Origin of the sequence: Sphingomonas sp. LHG3443-2 (assembly GCF_049896405.1) — a bacterium.
Taxonomy (GTDB): Bacteria; Pseudomonadota; Alphaproteobacteria; order Sphingomonadales; family Sphingomonadaceae; genus Sphingomicrobium.
This window is the reverse complement of record NZ_JAFCUG010000001.1, coordinates 2,574,125-2,588,031: the sequence shown is the minus strand read 5'-3', so window position 1 is coordinate 2,588,031 and position 13,907 is coordinate 2,574,125. Positions and strand designations below refer to the sequence as shown.

14 protein-coding genes and 1 pseudogene are annotated in these 13,907 nt (G+C 65.4%); 9 read left to right on the top strand and 6 right to left on the bottom strand.

Annotated features, from left to right (window positions below):
- Positions 1 to 31: 31 nt before the first annotated feature.
- The 4 genes from nadC to ACP69Z_RS13055 all read left to right on the top strand — a co-directional run bounded on the left by nadC (position 32) and on the right by ACP69Z_RS13055 (position 3,352).
- A complete protein-coding gene (gene nadC / locus ACP69Z_RS13070; protein WP_426267898.1) occupies positions 32 to 871 on the top strand; it encodes a carboxylating nicotinate-nucleotide diphosphorylase in 840 nt (279 codons plus the stop codon).
- Positions 872 to 953: 82 nt separating this feature from the next.
- Positions 954 to 1,355, top strand: a complete 402-nt coding sequence (locus ACP69Z_RS13065) for a glycine zipper 2TM domain-containing protein (protein ID WP_426267897.1) — start codon at positions 954 to 956, stop codon at positions 1,353 to 1,355.
- 117 nt (positions 1,356 to 1,472) lie between these two features.
- Positions 1,473 to 2,879 carry an NAD(P)H-dependent flavin oxidoreductase gene (locus tag ACP69Z_RS13060; RefSeq protein WP_426268113.1) on the top strand — a complete coding sequence of 469 codons (1,407 nt, stop codon included), beginning with the start codon at positions 1,473 to 1,475 and terminating at the stop codon, positions 2,877 to 2,879.
- A gap of 23 nt (positions 2,880 to 2,902) precedes the next feature.
- Positions 2,903 to 3,352 carry an SH3 domain-containing protein gene (locus tag ACP69Z_RS13055; RefSeq protein WP_426267896.1) on the top strand — a complete coding sequence of 150 codons (450 nt, stop codon included), beginning with the start codon at positions 2,903 to 2,905 and terminating at the stop codon, positions 3,350 to 3,352.
- A gap of 37 nt (positions 3,353 to 3,389) precedes the next feature.
- Here ACP69Z_RS13055 and ACP69Z_RS13050 read toward each other — a convergent pair whose 3' ends face one another.
- Complete coding sequence (locus ACP69Z_RS13050; RefSeq protein ID WP_426267895.1) at positions 3,390 to 4,580, bottom strand: thiolase family protein; 1,191 nt, start codon at positions 4,578 to 4,580, stop codon at positions 3,390 to 3,392.
- A gap of 89 nt (positions 4,581 to 4,669) precedes the next feature.
- Here ACP69Z_RS13050 and ACP69Z_RS13045 point away from each other — a divergent pair, with 89 nt between their 5' ends.
- The gene (locus tag ACP69Z_RS13045) at positions 4,670 to 5,827 is read left to right on the top strand and encodes an acyl-CoA dehydrogenase family protein (protein WP_426267894.1); all 1,158 of its coding nucleotides are present in this window, start codon (positions 4,670 to 4,672) and stop codon (positions 5,825 to 5,827) included.
- 56 nt (positions 5,828 to 5,883) lie between these two features.
- Here ACP69Z_RS13045 and ACP69Z_RS13040 read toward each other — a convergent pair whose 3' ends face one another.
- The 5 genes and pseudogenes from ACP69Z_RS13040 to ACP69Z_RS13020 all read right to left on the bottom strand — a co-directional run bounded on the left by ACP69Z_RS13040 (position 5,884) and on the right by ACP69Z_RS13020 (position 8,732).
- Complete coding sequence (locus tag ACP69Z_RS13040) at positions 5,884 to 6,198, bottom strand: HPF/RaiA family ribosome-associated protein (RefSeq protein WP_426267893.1); 315 nt, start codon at positions 6,196 to 6,198, stop codon at positions 5,884 to 5,886.
- A 59-nt stretch (positions 6,199 to 6,257) separates the two neighbouring features.
- Entirely contained in the window at positions 6,258 to 6,593 is a 336-nt protein-coding gene (locus tag ACP69Z_RS13035; protein WP_426267892.1) for a DMT family protein, read from the bottom strand.
- 41 nt (positions 6,594 to 6,634) lie between these two features.
- A complete protein-coding gene (locus ACP69Z_RS13030; RefSeq protein ID WP_426268112.1) occupies positions 6,635 to 7,471 on the bottom strand; it encodes a M13-type metalloendopeptidase in 837 nt (278 codons plus the stop codon).
- Positions 7,463 to 7,660 (bottom strand): annotated as a pseudogene (locus ACP69Z_RS13025) (hypothetical protein); the annotation flags it as partial. The pseudogene ACP69Z_RS13025 and the gene ACP69Z_RS13030, both read right to left, overlap by 9 nt.
- Before the next feature lie 28 nt (positions 7,661 to 7,688).
- On the bottom strand, positions 7,689 to 8,732 hold the full coding sequence (locus ACP69Z_RS13020; RefSeq protein WP_426267891.1) for a hypothetical protein: 1,044 nt from the start codon (positions 8,730 to 8,732) through the stop codon (positions 7,689 to 7,691).
- Between the two features lie 127 nt (positions 8,733 to 8,859).
- On the opposite strand from ACP69Z_RS13020, the gene ACP69Z_RS13015 reads away from it, so the two are divergent.
- Genes ACP69Z_RS13015 through ACP69Z_RS13000 form a run of 4 tightly spaced genes read left to right on the top strand, consistent with a single transcriptional unit; the run spans position 8,860 to position 13,792 of the window.
- Complete coding sequence (locus ACP69Z_RS13015) at positions 8,860 to 10,458, top strand: carboxyl transferase domain-containing protein (RefSeq protein WP_426267890.1); 1,599 nt, start codon at positions 8,860 to 8,862, stop codon at positions 10,456 to 10,458.
- Between the two features lie 2 nt (positions 10,459 to 10,460).
- Entirely contained in the window at positions 10,461 to 10,877 is a 417-nt protein-coding gene (locus ACP69Z_RS13010) for a VOC family protein (RefSeq protein ID WP_426267889.1), read from the top strand.
- Between the two features lie 42 nt (positions 10,878 to 10,919).
- Entirely contained in the window at positions 10,920 to 11,936 is a 1,017-nt protein-coding gene (gene bioB / locus ACP69Z_RS13005) for a biotin synthase BioB (RefSeq protein ID WP_426267888.1), read from the top strand.
- Complete coding sequence (locus tag ACP69Z_RS13000; protein WP_426267887.1) at positions 11,933 to 13,792, top strand: acetyl/propionyl/methylcrotonyl-CoA carboxylase subunit alpha; 1,860 nt, start codon at positions 11,933 to 11,935, stop codon at positions 13,790 to 13,792. The genes bioB and ACP69Z_RS13000 overlap by 4 nt, the downstream gene beginning before the upstream one ends.
- Positions 13,793 to 13,907: the final 115 nt, after the last annotated feature.

Genomic DNA, 13,907 nt, shown 5'->3' with positions numbered 1-13,907 from the left:
CCTACGCTCCGCACGCTTCATGAGCGCTTTCATGATCACTGGCTTCGACCTCGACGGCTTCGTCACTCGCACTCTGGCCGAAGACTTGGGGGAGGGTGGGGACGTCACGTCTGCCGCGACCATTCCGGCAGACGCGCGCTTCACCGCGACGATGAACTGCCGCGAGGAGATCGTGGTCGCCGGCATCGAAATTGCTGCTACGTTCTTCCGCCGCCTCGACCCCGAGGTCACGCTGACTTGCGAGGTTGCTGACGGCGTCCGCGCGCCAGCGGGCGCGGTGCTGATGCGGATCGAAGGCGGCGCGGCGAAAATGCTGACCGCGGAACGCTCGGCGTTGAACACGCTGCAGCACCTATCGGGCATCGCGACGCTGACCCGTCGCTATGTCGATGCGATTCAAGGCACCGGCGCGATCCTGCTCGATACCCGCAAGACCATTCCGGGCCTCCGCGTGTTGGAGAAATATGCGGCGCGGATGGGGGGGGCGCAGAACCACCGGATGCGGCTCGACGATGGGCTGCTGATCAAGGACAATCACGTTGCGGTGAATGGCTCGGTCGAGGCTGCCGTCGCCCGTGCGCGGGCTTATGGGAGCAAGCTGCCGGTGCAGGTCGAAGTCGATCGCATCGAGCAGATCGAACCGGCGCTGGCTGCAGGTGCTGACCGCCTGCTGCTCGACAACATGCCGCCACCGGTGCTGCGTGAAGCGGTCGCCCTGGTCGCCGGCCGCGTGCCACTTGAAGCCTCGGGCGGCGTGCGGCTCGACACCATAAGGGCGATTGCCGAAACCGGGGTCACCTATGTGTCGGTCGGGCGGATTACCCAGTCCGCGCCGGCGGTCGATATCGGGCTCGATTTCTCGTTAAGCTAGCTGAACGAACGCCAACAGCGCGGTTCAGCAAGCCGACACCGCGACTCGCGCAAAACGGCTCCAACGACAAAGGAGCCTCGTCATGGCCAAGAAGTTCATCCTCGCCGCTGCTGCCGCCTCGCTGTTCGCCATTCCGGGCGCTGCCAGCGCGCAATATTATCCGGGTTATGGTGGCTACAACAACGGCTACCAGCGAGGCTACGACAACTATAATCGCAGCTACAGCGGCCAGGGCTATTACGGCCAGAACTACGGCAACCGCTGCTCGGGCACGACCGGTACGGTGATCGGCGGCGTCGCCGGCGCAGTGCTCGGCAGCAAAATCGCCGGTGGCCGCCAGCGCTACGATTATTACGGTAACCGCCGCGGCGGCAGCAATGCCACCGGTGCGATCATCGGCGGCGCGGTCGGCGCGCTCCTTGGCCGCAAGGTCGACAAGGACAGCTGCAACCGCCGCAACTACAATTACGGCTACCGCTACTAAGCGGCTAGCCGGGCAGGAGGGGTCGCCGGGCGGGAAGCCCGGCGGCCCCTTTTTCGTTTGGGTCAGGCAAGCGCCGGAGTATAGGCGCGGTTTCGTGTGAAATTCGGGAGTGCCGACGTGTTCAAGGGTTTGTCGCCGATCAACTACCGCGGGCGCGAAGTGTGGCCGCTGGTGGAGGGCGGCAAGGGCGTGTCGGCGACCAACCACATGAGCTCGGGCGCGTGGGCGGCGGCGGGCGGCATCGGCACGGTCAGCGCGGTCAACGCCGACAGCTATGATCCCGAAGGCCGGATCGTGCCCCAGGTCTACAGCGGCATGACCCGCCGCGAACGCCATGAAGAATTGATCAAATACGGCATCGAAGGCGCCGTCGCGCAGGTCGAGCGCGCTTATGAAATGTCAGACGGCAAGGGCGCGATCAACATCAATGTGCTGTGGGAAATGGGCGGCGCGCAGCCGATCCTCCACGGCGTTCTCGAGCGCACCCGCGGCAAGGTCGCGGGCGTCACCTGCGGCGCGGGCATGCCCTACAAGCTGTCCGAGATCGCGGCGTCCTACGGCGTCTCCTACCTGCCGATCGTCAGTTCGGGCCGCGCGTTCCGCGCGCTGTGGAAGCGGGCTTATTCGAAGTTCGCCGAATTCCTGTCCGGCGTCGTCTACGAGGATCCATGGCTTGCGGGTGGCCATAATGGCCTCAGCAATGCCGAGGATCCGCGCGTGCCGCAGGCTCCTTATCCCCGCGTGGCCGAACTGCGCACGATGATGCGCGAATGCGGTGTGCCCGACAGCGTGCCGATCGTCATGGCCGGCGGCGTGTGGCGGCTCGACGAATGGGAAGACTGGATCGACAATCCCGAGCTTGGCGCGATCATGTTCCAGTTCGGAACCCGCCCGCTGCTGACCCAGGAAAGCCCGATCCCGCCGGATTGGAAGGCGCGGCTGATGACACTGGAGGAGGGTGACGTCCTGCTCCACAAATTCTCGCCGACAGGTTTTTACAGCTCGGCCGTGCGCAACCCGTTCCTGCGCAATCTCGAAGCGCGCAGCGAGCGCCAGATCGCCTTCACCAAGGAGCAGGTCGGCGATCACGCGTTCGAATTGGATGTCGGCATCGGCACCAAGAAGAATTACTGGGTCACCAAGGGCGATCTCCAGCACGCCCGCGAATGGTATGGCGCTGGCTACACCCAGGCGATGAAGACGCCGGACGACACGCTCGTCTTCGTCACGCCCGAGGAAGAGAAGTGGATCCGCAAGGACCAGGCCGATTGCATGGGCTGCCTCAGCCAGTGCAGCTTCTCGAGCTGGTCGGACAATGAGAAGAATTCGACGGGCCGCCTTGCCGACCCGCGCAGCTTCTGCATCCAGAAGACGCTGCAGGACATCGCCCATGGTGGCCCGGTCGAGCAGAACCTGATGTTTGCCGGCCACGCGGCGTTCCGGTTCAGGACCGATCCCTTCTATTCGAATGGCTTCGTGCCGACCGTGAAGCAGTTGGTGGATCGGATCCGGACGGGGGCGTGATGAAGCGGCTGGGGGCTCTTGTAGTGCTTGCTGTTGCGTCGGTTGCGTCGGCGCAGGATCGTCCTACGCCTTACTGGGCGTCGATCAGCAGCGGGGAAGCGATGATGCGGTCGGGTCCCGCGCGGACCTATCCCGGCTTGTGGCTCTACAAGCGGCGCGACCTGCCGATCCGTGTGCTCAAGATCCACGAGAATTGGCGGCTGATCGAGGATAGCGAAGGTACCCGTGGCTGGATGCTGCGCACCATGCTGAGCGACACGCGCACCGCCATCGTCAAGGGCAGCGAGCCGCGGCCGGTCCATGCGAAGGCCGACGAAGGCAGCCGCGTCCGTTACCTCGCCGAGCCGGGCGTGGTCGGCCGCATCGATGAGTGCGGCGGCGGCTGGTGCCACATCAAGTTCGGCACCCGCGAAGGCCACATCAAGGTCGCCGACCTGTGGGGCGTCGCCGAGGGCGAGACGGTCGAGGATTAAGCGGCTCCCCGGCGAAGGGCCGGGGAGCGCTACGAATTCAGATCAGCTCGACCGCCACTGCAGTGGCTTCGCCGCCACCGATGCAGAGGCTGGCGATCCCGCGCTTCAGGCCCTTTTGCTTGAGCGCATTGAGCAGGGTCACAATGATGCGGGTGCCGCTGGCGCCGATCGGGTGACCGAGCGCGGTGGCGCCGCCGTGGACGTTGATCTTGTCGTGCCCGATGCCGAGATCCTTCATCGCGAACATGGCGACACAGGCGAACGCTTCGTTGACCTCGAACAGGTCGACCTCGCCGATCGACCAGCCGGCCTTGTCGAGCACCTTGTGGATCGCGCCAATCGGGGCGATCGTGAACTCGGCCGGGGCCTGGGCATGGCCGGCGGTGGCGACGATGCGGGCGACGGGCTGGAGGCCCTTGGCCGACGCATCGGACTCGCGCGCCAGCACCACCGCCGCGGCACCGTCGGAGATAGAGGAGCTGGTCGCGGCGGTGATGGTGCCTTCCTTGTCGAAGGCGGGCTTGAGCTGCGGGATCTTGTCGGGGCGGCCGCGGCCCGGCGCTTCGTCGGTGTCTACCACGGTTTCGCCGGCACGGCTCTTGACCGTCACCGGAGCGATCTCGTCCTTAAACCCGCCATTGTCGATCGCCGACTTGGCGCGACTGAGGCTCTCGATCGCGTAGGCGTCCATGCCTTCGCGGGTGAGCTGATAGTCGTTGGCGGTCGCCTGCGCGAAGCTGCCCATCGCGCGGCCTTCCTCATAGGCGTCTTCGAGCCCGTCGAGGAACATGTGGTCATAGATCTTGTCGTGGCCGATCCGCGCGCCGCTGCGATGCTTTTTCAGCAGATAGGGCGCATTGGTCATGCTCTCCATACCGCCCGCGACGATGACGTCGGCATTGCCCGTGGTGATCGCCTCGGCGCCCATGATCACGGTCTGCATGCCAGAGCCGCAGACCTTGTTGACCGTGGTCGCCTGGACGCTGGTCGGAAGGCCCGCCTTGATCGCCGCCTGGCGCGCCGGGGCCTGGCCGAGACCGGCGGGAAGCACGCAGCCCATGTAGATGCGGTCGATGTCGCCGCCGTCGATTCCGGCTCGCTCGACCGCTGCCTTGACCGCCGTGGCGCCGAGATCGGTCGCGCTGACGTCGGCCAGCGCGCCCTGCATCGCGCCCATCGGGGTGCGCGCGTAGGAGAGGATGACGACGTTATCTGATGCGGTGGCCATGACAGCAGCTCCGTGAGAAGAATGTTGCACTGCAATAAGCATTCGGGGCGCCTTGTCCAAGCCTTCGGCGCTCTGCTAGCGCGGCAGGCATGTCCGCACCCACCCTCGACTTCGATCTCGGCGAGATGGCCGACACCATCCGCGAGTCCACCCAGCGCTTCGCCACCGACCGGATTGCCCCGATCGCGGCGGAGATCGATCACAACGACCGCTTCCCGATCGAATTGTGGCCGGCGATGGGCGAACTCGGCCTTCACGGCATCACGGTCGAGGAGGAGTGGGGCGGGCTTGGCCTCGGCTACCTCGAGCATGTCGTGGCGCAGGAGGAAGTCGCCCGCACTTCGGCCTCGGTGGGCCTCAGCTACGGCGCGCATTCGAACCTGTGTGTCAACCAGATCCGGCGTTGGGCGAACGATGAGCAGAAGAAGAAGTACCTGCCCGGCCTGATCGACGGCACCAAGGTCGGCGCCTTGGCGATGAGCGAGGCGGGCGCGGGCTCCGACGTCGTGTCGATGAAGCTCAGGGCCGAGAAGAGCGGCAACGGTTATCGCCTCAACGGCACCAAGTTCTGGATCACCAACGGCGCTTATGCCGACGTGCTGGTGGTTTACGCCAAGACCACGCCGGACGCGGGCAGCCGCGGGATCACCACCTTCCTGATTGAAAAGGGGATGGAGGGTTTCTCCATCGGCCAGAAGATCGACAAGGTGGGCATGCGCGGGTCACCGACCAGCGAATTGGTGTTCGACGATTGCTTCGTTCCGGCCGAGAACATCATGGGGCCAGAGAATGGTGGCGTTGGGGTGCTGATGAGCGGCCTCGATTATGAGCGCACGGTGTTGGCTGGAATCCAGCTCGGCATCATGCAGGCCTGCCTCGACGTGGTGCTGCCGTTCGTTCGCGAGCGGGTGCAGTTCGGCAAGCCGATCGGCGCTCAGCAGCTGATGCAGGCCAAGATCGCCGACATGTATGTCGCGCTGAATTCCGCCCGCGCCTACGTCTACCAGGTCGCCAAGGCGTGCGACGCGGGCAAGACCACGCGTTTCGACGCGGCGGGCGCGATCCTGCTTGCGAGCGAAAGCGCGTTCAAGGTGGCGGGCGAAGCGGTCCAGGCGCTGGGCGGCGCCGGTTATACCAAGGACTGGCCGGTCGAACGCTTCATGCGCGATGCGAAGCTGCTCGACATCGGCGCCGGCACCAACGAGATCCGCCGCATGCTGATCGGGCGAGAGCTGATCGGGGCCTGAGCCGCGAAGCTTGATCGCGAGGAAGGGCGGACTGACGCGTCCGCCTGCCGGAGCCGCTAGCGCGCGCCCTGCTTGCCGACCACCTTGTCATAGGCATGCAGCACCTTGTCGCAGGCCGAGCGGACCACCGCTTCCACGCCGACACCTTCCGCCGAGGCGGCGATAGGTCCGAGATTCTCCGGCCGGATCTCGATCAAGCAGCGGTGCTCGGGATTGTTGGTGCGGCTTTCCTTGACGTGGGCGATGTGCACTTCGGCGCTGGTTACCTTGCCTTCGAGGCGGCCAAGGCGGCGGTTGACGATGTCCTCGACCTGATCCTGGCTGGCCTCAGCCTCGGTGACCTGATTGTCGCGGTTGAAGTCGATGAACACGCCCGTCTCCTTTGTGATGAGTCAGGGTGTGAACGCGCGCCCGAGTCCGCAGTTTCGATTCACTTGCCGGCGAACAGGAAGCCCACCGCAGCCATGATGCACGCGAACGCAGCCAGGTGCCGCCAGTGGAGCGGCTCGCCGAGCACGGTCACCATGAAGCCGCCGAACACGATCAGCGTGATCGCTTCCTGCGCGATCTTGAGCTGGGCGCCCGTCCAGCCATTGGCATAGCCGATCCGGTTGGCCGGCACGGCGAAGCAATATTCCACAAGCGCGATGCTCCAGCTGATGAAGATCACCAGCAGGATCGGTTTGCTCATCCCGCCTTTCAGGTGCCAGTACCAGGCGGCGGTCATGAAGATGTTGGAGCAGATGAGCAGCAGGATCGTCGGCATGGGCCGCCTGCTAGCTCATCCAGCCGAGCGCGGGGAGGGGCTTACCAGACCTTCACGCGGCTCTCGGGCTTGAGATACAGCTTCTGCCCGGCCTTGACGCCGAACGCGCCATACCAGGGATCGAGATTGCGGACTGTCTGGGCGCGGTACTGGCCCGGTGCGTGGCCGTCGGTGGCGATGCGGCCGCGCAGCGTTTCCTCGCGCATCTTGGTCGCCCAGGCCTGGCCATAAGCGATGAAGAAGCGCTGATCGGCGGAGAAGCCGTCGATCGTAGGCGCGGACCTTCCGCCGAGGCTGTCGTGATAAGCCTGGTAGGCGGCGGCGAGGCCGGCCACGTCGGCAATGTTCTCGCCAAGCGTCAGCTTGCCGTTGACGTGTAGGCCGGGGAGGGGCTCGTAGGCGTCGTATTGCTTGGCGAGCGCATCGCCGGCCTGGCTGAAGCGGGCGAAGTCCTGCGGCGTCCACCAGTTGCGCAGGCGGCCGGTCGAGTCGAACAGGGCGCCATTGTTGTCGAAGCTGTGGCTGATCTCGTGCCCGATCACGCTGCCGATCGCGCCATAATTGTAGGCGGGGTCGGCCTTGGGGTCGAAGAAGGGCGCGACCAGGATGGCGGCCGGGAAGTTCAGCGCGTTCTGAACCGGCAGGTTGACCGCGTTGACGAGCTGCGGCGGCATCCACCATTCGCTGCGATCCATCGGCTTGCCGATCTTGGCGATCTGGTGCCGATATTCGGCGAGGCCCGCCGCCTTCTGATTGGCATAGGCATTGTCAGCGGTGATCGTCAGCCCGTTGTAATCGCGCCAGCTGTCGGGATAGCCGACGCCGACCACGATCGATTTCACCTTGGCGAGCGCTTCGGCCTTGGTCGACGGCGCCATCCAGTCGAGCGCTTCGACCCGCTTGGCGAAGGCGGCCTTGATGTTGTCGACCATGGCTTGGACTTCGGCCTTGGCCGACGCCGGAAAGTATTTGTCGACGTAGGCCTTGCCGACCGCGTCCTGAAGCGCGTTGCTGGTGGCGTTCAGCGCCTGGATGTCGCGCGGGCGCTGCTGGGGTGTTCCCTGGAGGACGGTGCTGTTGAAGGCGAAGCTCGCGTCACGGACGGGCTTGGGGAGGACGTTGGCCTGCTTGCTGGTTCAGCGTGTGGAACGCCAGCCAGTCCTTCCATGCGTCGAGCGGCTCGGAGCCGACCAGCGCAGCGAGTCTGGGAATGGCGGTCGAGTGGTAGGCCTGGAACTTGGGCGCGCCTCCAAGCTGCGCAGCGCCGAGGAGGGCGCCCCAGTCGAGTCCGGGGGCGTTCTTTTCGAGCTCGGCGCGGGTCCACACCTTGGCGGCCTTGCTGAAGTCCTCGCTCTCCTCGCGGCTGGCATGGGCCTGCGCGATCTTGGTCTCGAGCGCGAGGACTCGGCCGGCGGCAGCGGCGGGGTCCGGATTGCCGGCGGCCTGCATGACCTGTTGGACATAAGCGCGATACTTGGTGCGGAGGTCGGCCATCTTGCCGTCGCCGGAGAGATAATAATCGCGCTCGGGCATGCCGAGGCCGCCCTGGAGGATGTAGGGCAGGGTCTCGCCCGGCGTGTTCAGCCCTTGCGTGACGAAGATGCCGAACAGATTGTCGGTCTGGAAATTGGTGGCGTTCAAGGGATCGACGTCGGCGCGAAGGGTCGAGCCGATCGCGGCGGACAGCGCGCGCTTGTCGGCGATGGCGGCGATGGCGTCGAGATCGGCCTTGGCGGGGGCCATGCCCGCTTTGTCGATCGCGTCTGTGTTCAGATACGCCTTGTAGTAGTTGGCGATCCGGCCTTCGTTGGTGCCGGCGTCGGCGTTGCTCTTGAGCAGCTCGTCGAACAGGGAGCGCGTGTTCTTTTCGCGGATCTGGTCGGCGATGTAGAAGGCCCCGATGCTGGAGCGGTCGGCTGGGATCTCGGCGGTCTTCATCCAGCCGCCGTTGGCATATTGGTAGAAGTCGTCGCCCGGCGCGACCGACTTGTCGATCGCCTGCGGGTTGATGCCGAGCGCCGTGCCGGCCGCCGCTGCCGTCTCAGCCTGGTTGCCATCCTTGGTGGTGACGTTGCACGCACCTACCGAGAGGCTGAGGGCGAGCACGGAAGCGGCGAGCAGAAGCGGCGAGCGGACCATCGATAAACCTCGTTTGTGAGCAGAAGTCGAGAACGCGCTGCGACGCTCGCTCCCGCTTTGCAAGTGTGCCGAGCGCGGCTAGGCCGGGGCCTGAGGATTGTTTTCGACAAACGGGATCACCACACGCATGAGCGCGCCGCGCCTCGATACCAAGGTCCAGCCAGACAGCGCCGAGTTCCAGGCGCGGGCCGCGCATAATCGTGCACTGGCCGAGCGGCTTCGCGCCGACGTCGCGAAGGCCGCGCTCGGCGGCAATGAGAAGAGCCGCGAGCGTCATGTGTCCCGCGGCAAATTGCTTCCGCGCGAGCGGGTCGAGCGGCTGCTCGATCCCGGCTCGCCGTTTCTCGAGATCGGGCAGCTCGCCGCCTGCGACATGTACGAGGGCGAGGTGCCGGGCGCGGGCATCATCTGCGGGATCGGGCGGGTGTCGGGCCGGCAGGTGATGATCGTCTGCAACGACGCCACGGTGAAGGGCGGCACCTATTATCCGCTGACGGTGAAGAAGCATCTGCGCGCGCAGGAGATCGCCGAGGCCAATCGCCTGCCCTGCATCTATCTGGTGGACTCTGGCGGCGCGAACTTGCCGCACCAAGCCGAGGTGTTTCCCGACCGCGATCATTTCGGACGGATCTTCTTCAACCAGGCGAACATGAGTGCGCTCGGCATTCCGCAGATCGCCTGCGTCATGGGTAGCTGCACCGCGGGCGGCGCTTATGTGCCGGCGATGAGCGATGAAAGCGTGATCGTCGCCAACCAAGGCACCATCTTCCTTGGCGGCCCGCCGCTGGTGAAGGCCGCGACCGGCGAGGAGATCAGCGCCGAGGATCTGGGTGGCGGTGACCTTCACGCGCGGCGCTCGGGCGTGGTCGATCACCTAGCGGACAATGACGAGCATGCGCTGACCATCGTCCGCGACATCGTCAGCACCTTGCCGCCGCAATATGCCGAACTGGAGGGCGTCGAGCCGCGCGAGCCCGCATACGATCCCGAAGAGCTGTACGGCATCGTCCCTGAGGATGTCCGCGCGCCTTACGACGTGCACGAAGTCATCGCCCGCATCGTCGATGGCTCCGAGTTTCACGAGTTCAAGCCGCTCTACGGGTCGACCCTGGTCACCGGCTTCGCGCATATTCATGGCGCACCGGTCGCAATCCTCGCCAACAATGGCGTCCTGTTCAGCGAAAGCGCGGTCAAGGGCGCGCATTTCATCGAGCTCGCCTGCCAGCGCCGCGTGCCGCTGCTGTTCCTCCAGAACATCTCGGGCTTCATGGTCGGCGGGAAGTTCGAAGCCGAGGGCATCGCCAAGCACGGCGCCAAGCTAGTTACCGCCGTCGCCACGGCGCAGGTGCCCAAGATCACCGTGCTGATCGGCGGCAGCTTTGGCGCGGGCAATTACGGCATGTGCGGTCGCGCCTATTCCCCACGCTTCCTGTTCAGCTGGCCCAACAGCCGGATCAGCGTGATGGGTGGCGAACAGGCGGCGAGCGTGCTGGCGACCGTCCACCGCGATGCCGACAAGTGGAGCCCTGAGGAAGCCGAGGCCTTCAAGCAGCCGATCCGCGAGGATTATGAAGCGCAGGGCAACCCGTGGCACGCCACCGCCCGGCTGTGGGACGACGGCATCATCGATCCCGCCCAGACCCGCGACGTCCTTGGCCTAGCCCTTGCCGCCTGCTTGAACGCGCCGTTTGCGGAGCGCCCGCAATTCGGCGTGTTCCGGATGTAAGAATGACTACCGATCTCGGCCTCACACATATCGCGCTCATTTGCACAGACGCAGAGAGAACAATCGCCTTTTATCGCCGGTATGCCGACATGCATGTTGTGCATGATCGTTCTGATTTCGGAAGGCGGGCATTTTGGCTTTCCGATCTGACTCGTCCCTTCGCTATCGTCTTCCTGGAGCGACAGCAGGCCGAAAGTCCCCTTGGTCCCTTCGGTCATATCGGTGTTTGCTTAGCATCTCGGGAGCTTGTTGATCAGCGGCTGGCGATGGCCAGGATGGAAGGCTTGCGTACCTCCGACCCAACTGGATCCGGACCCCCCGTCGGCTATTGGGCCTTCATCCAAGACCCGGACGGGCATACGCTCGAATTGAGCTTCGGGCAGCAGGTCCAGTTGCACATCGAAGCAGCCACGAAGTGATCACCCCGCTTGCCGTTGCAACGTGAGGCGAAACTGCCTGTCATGCCCTCCATACTCAGGAGCAGGAACATAGTGCGTACCGACTGGACCCGCGATGAGATTGCGGCGGTGTTCGACCTGCCGTTCACCGAACTCCTCTTCCGCGCCGCCGAAACCCACCGGTCGCATCACGCGGCGGGCGAAGTGCAGCTGTGCACCCTGCTGTCGATCAAGACCGGCGGTTGCCCGGAGGATTGCGGCTATTGCTCACAGTCCGCCTTCGCCGATAGCGGGCTCAAGGCGGAGAAATTGATGGATGTCGACGCCGTCCTCGCCTCGGCCGCGGAAGCCAAGGCGGCGGGCTCCCAGCGTTTCTGCATGGGCGCGGCGTGGCGCAGTCCCAAGGAACGCGACATGGCCGCAGTGTGCCGCATGGTCGAGGGCGTCAAGGCCATGGGCCTCGAAACCTGCATGACGCTCGGCATGCTGACCGGCGAGCAGGCGCGGCAGCTCAAGGCCGCGGGTCTCGACTATTACAATCACAACATCGACACTTCGCCCGAGCATTATGGCGAGATCATCTCCACGCGCACCTTTTCCGAGCGCCTCGACACACTGGAGGAGGTGCGCCAGGCGGGCATCAGCGTCTGCTGCGGCGGGATCGTCGGCATGGGCGAAAGCCGCGAGGATCGGGTCGGCTTCCTGCACGCGCTCGCGACCCTGCCGCGCCATCCTGAAAGCGTGCCGGTGAACGCGCTCGTGCCGGTCAAGGGCACGGTGCTGGGCGACATGTACCAAGGCGAGCGACTGATCGATGATATCGAGTTCGTCCGTACGGTCGCGGTGGCGCGGATCACCATGCCGCGCTCGATGGTGCGGCTGTCTGCCGGGCGGGAGAGCATGAGCGAGGCGACCCAGGCGCTGTGCTTTCTCGCCGGGGCCAACAGCATCTTCACCGGCGACAAGCTGCTGACCACGGCGAACGCCGGCGACAGCAAGGATGCAGCGTTGTTCGCCAAGCTCGGGCTGACGCCCATGCGTGCGGAGGAGCCGATGCGCGCGTTGGAGGCTGCCGAATGATCACATCGCTCCTGATCGCCAACCGCGGCGAAATTGCTTGCCGCGTCATCCGCACCGCGCAGAAGCTCGGCATCCGGACCGTCGCCGTTTACTCGGACGCGGACGCCAACGCGTTGCACGTCCGTATGGCCGACGAGGGGGTGCACATCGGCCCGTCACCCGCGCGCGAGAGCTATCTGGTGGGCGAGAAGATCATCGCTGCGGCCAAGGACACCGGCGCCGAGGCGATCCATCCGGGCTATGGCTTCCTGTCCGAGAACGCCGACTTCGCGCAGGCGGTGATCGACGCCGGGCTGATCTGGGTCGGCCCCAAGCCTGCCAGCATCCGCGCCATGGGCCTGAAGGACGCGGCCAAGAAGCTGATGGCCGAGGCCGGGGTGCCGGTGACGCCCGGCTACATGGGTGGCGACCAGACGCCGGAGCGCCTCAAGGCCGAGGCGGACGCGATTGGCTATCCCGTGCTCATCAAGGCGGTTGCCGGCGGCGGCGGCAAGGGGATGCGCAAGGTCGACCGCGCGGAGGACTTCGCCGATGCGCTCGACAGTTGCCGGCGCGAGGCGGCGTCCAGTTTCGGCAACGATGTCGTACTGCTGGAAAAATGGATCGAAAGCCCGCGCCATATCGAGGTGCAGGTTTTCGGCGATGCCCATGGCAACGTAGTCCATCTGTTCGAACGCGATTGCTCGCTCCAGCGCCGCCATCAGAAGGTGATCGAGGAAGCACCTGCGCCCGGCATGGACGAGGAGACCCGCGCCGCCGTCTGCGGCGCTGCTGTCCGCGCGGCGCAGGCGGTCGATTACGAAGGCGCGGGGACCATCGAGTTCATCGCCGACGGCAGCGAGGGCCTGCGCGCCGACCGCATCTGGTTCATGGAAATGAATACCCGGCTGCAGGTCGAGCATCCCGTCACCGAGGAGATCACCGGACAGGATCTCGTCGAATGGCAGTTGCGGGTCGCTAGCGGCGAACCGCTGCCGAAGCGTCAGGATGAGCTCACCATCTCGGGCCACGCCATCGAAGCACGGCTCTATGCCGAGGATCCCTCGCTTGGCTTCTTGCCCAGCACCGGGCGGCTCGACCATTTCGATCTTGGCGAAGAAGGCCGGATCGAGACCGGCGTCGAGGAGGGCGATGCGATTTCGTCCTTTTACGACCCGATGATCGCCAAGCTTGTCGCCCATGGCGACGACCGGGACGAGGCGATCGACAACCTTGCTGCCATGCTCGACGGGGTGGAGGTGTGGCCGGTCCGGACCAACGCCGGTTTCCTCGTCAACTGCCTGCTCGATGATGATTTCGAAGACGCCGAGCTCGACACCGGCTTTATCGGCCGCAAGCTCGACAGCCTCGTCCCGGACAATGCGCCCGACGAAGCGCTGTGGCGCGCCGCGGCGGTGGTGGCGCTGGCTGCGGAAGAACAGCCAGCGATCGCCGGTTTCCGGCTCAACGCGCCGTCGGCTCCGGCTGCGACATTGAGTTTCGGGGCGGACCGCCGCCGTATCGTCCTCGATGATGCCGATGACTACGCACCCGCCTCGGGTTTCGCGGATGAGGCACGCGTGGTCCTGTTTGAGGGCGGGCAGGCCTATGCCTTCGACCGCCGTGTGCGCGGAGGCGGCGCGGGCACCGTCGGCAATGGTAGCCTGCTGGCGCCGATGCCGGGCAAGGTCACCAGCGTCGATGTCGCCGCCGGTGAGCGAGTAGAAAAAGGTCAGCGCCTGCTGACGCTTGAAGCGATGAAGATGGAGCACGCCATGCTTGCTCCGTTCGACGGCGTGGTGGCCGAACTGGCCGTCGAGCCCGGCGCGCAGGTCCAGGTCGAAGCGCTGCTGGCGCGGGTCGAGGCAGCCGAATAACCCTGTCCTACAGGCGGGCGTTTCGATAGACCGGCCGCATCATCGTCGCGTCCGATCCGGCGAAACTGGACGAAGTGGACGCACCTAGGTTTTTCTCTCGGGAGAGCATTGCGAC

Excerpts from the sequence above, each read along its gene's own strand:
- ACP69Z_RS13035 (WP_426267892.1), bottom strand. The coding sequence starts at position 6,593 with ATGCCGACGATCCTGCTGCTCATCTGCTCCAACATCTTCATGACCGCC.
- bioB (WP_426267888.1), top strand. The coding sequence starts at position 10,920 with ATGCCCTCCATACTCAGGAGCAGGAACATAGTGCGTACCGACTGGACC.
- ACP69Z_RS13050 (WP_426267895.1), bottom strand. The coding sequence starts at position 4,580 with ATGGCCACCGCATCAGATAACGTCGTCATCCTCTCCTACGCGCGCACC.
- ACP69Z_RS13045 (WP_426267894.1), top strand. The coding sequence starts at position 4,670 with ATGTCCGCACCCACCCTCGACTTCGATCTCGGCGAGATGGCCGACACC.
- ACP69Z_RS13015 (WP_426267890.1), top strand. The coding sequence starts at position 8,860 with ATGAGCGCGCCGCGCCTCGATACCAAGGTCCAGCCAGACAGCGCCGAG.
- ACP69Z_RS13010 (WP_426267889.1), top strand. The coding sequence starts at position 10,461 with ATGACTACCGATCTCGGCCTCACACATATCGCGCTCATTTGCACAGAC.
- ACP69Z_RS13030 (WP_426268112.1), bottom strand. The coding sequence starts at position 7,471 with ATGGCGCCGTCGACCAAGGCCGAAGCGCTCGCCAAGGTGAAATCGATC.
- nadC (WP_426267898.1), top strand. The coding sequence starts at position 32 with ATGATCACTGGCTTCGACCTCGACGGCTTCGTCACTCGCACTCTGGCC.
- ACP69Z_RS13065 (WP_426267897.1), top strand. The coding sequence starts at position 954 with ATGGCCAAGAAGTTCATCCTCGCCGCTGCTGCCGCCTCGCTGTTCGCC.
- ACP69Z_RS13000 (WP_426267887.1), top strand. The coding sequence starts at position 11,933 with ATGATCACATCGCTCCTGATCGCCAACCGCGGCGAAATTGCTTGCCGC.
- ACP69Z_RS13020 (WP_426267891.1), bottom strand. The coding sequence starts at position 8,732 with ATGGTCCGCTCGCCGCTTCTGCTCGCCGCTTCCGTGCTCGCCCTCAGC.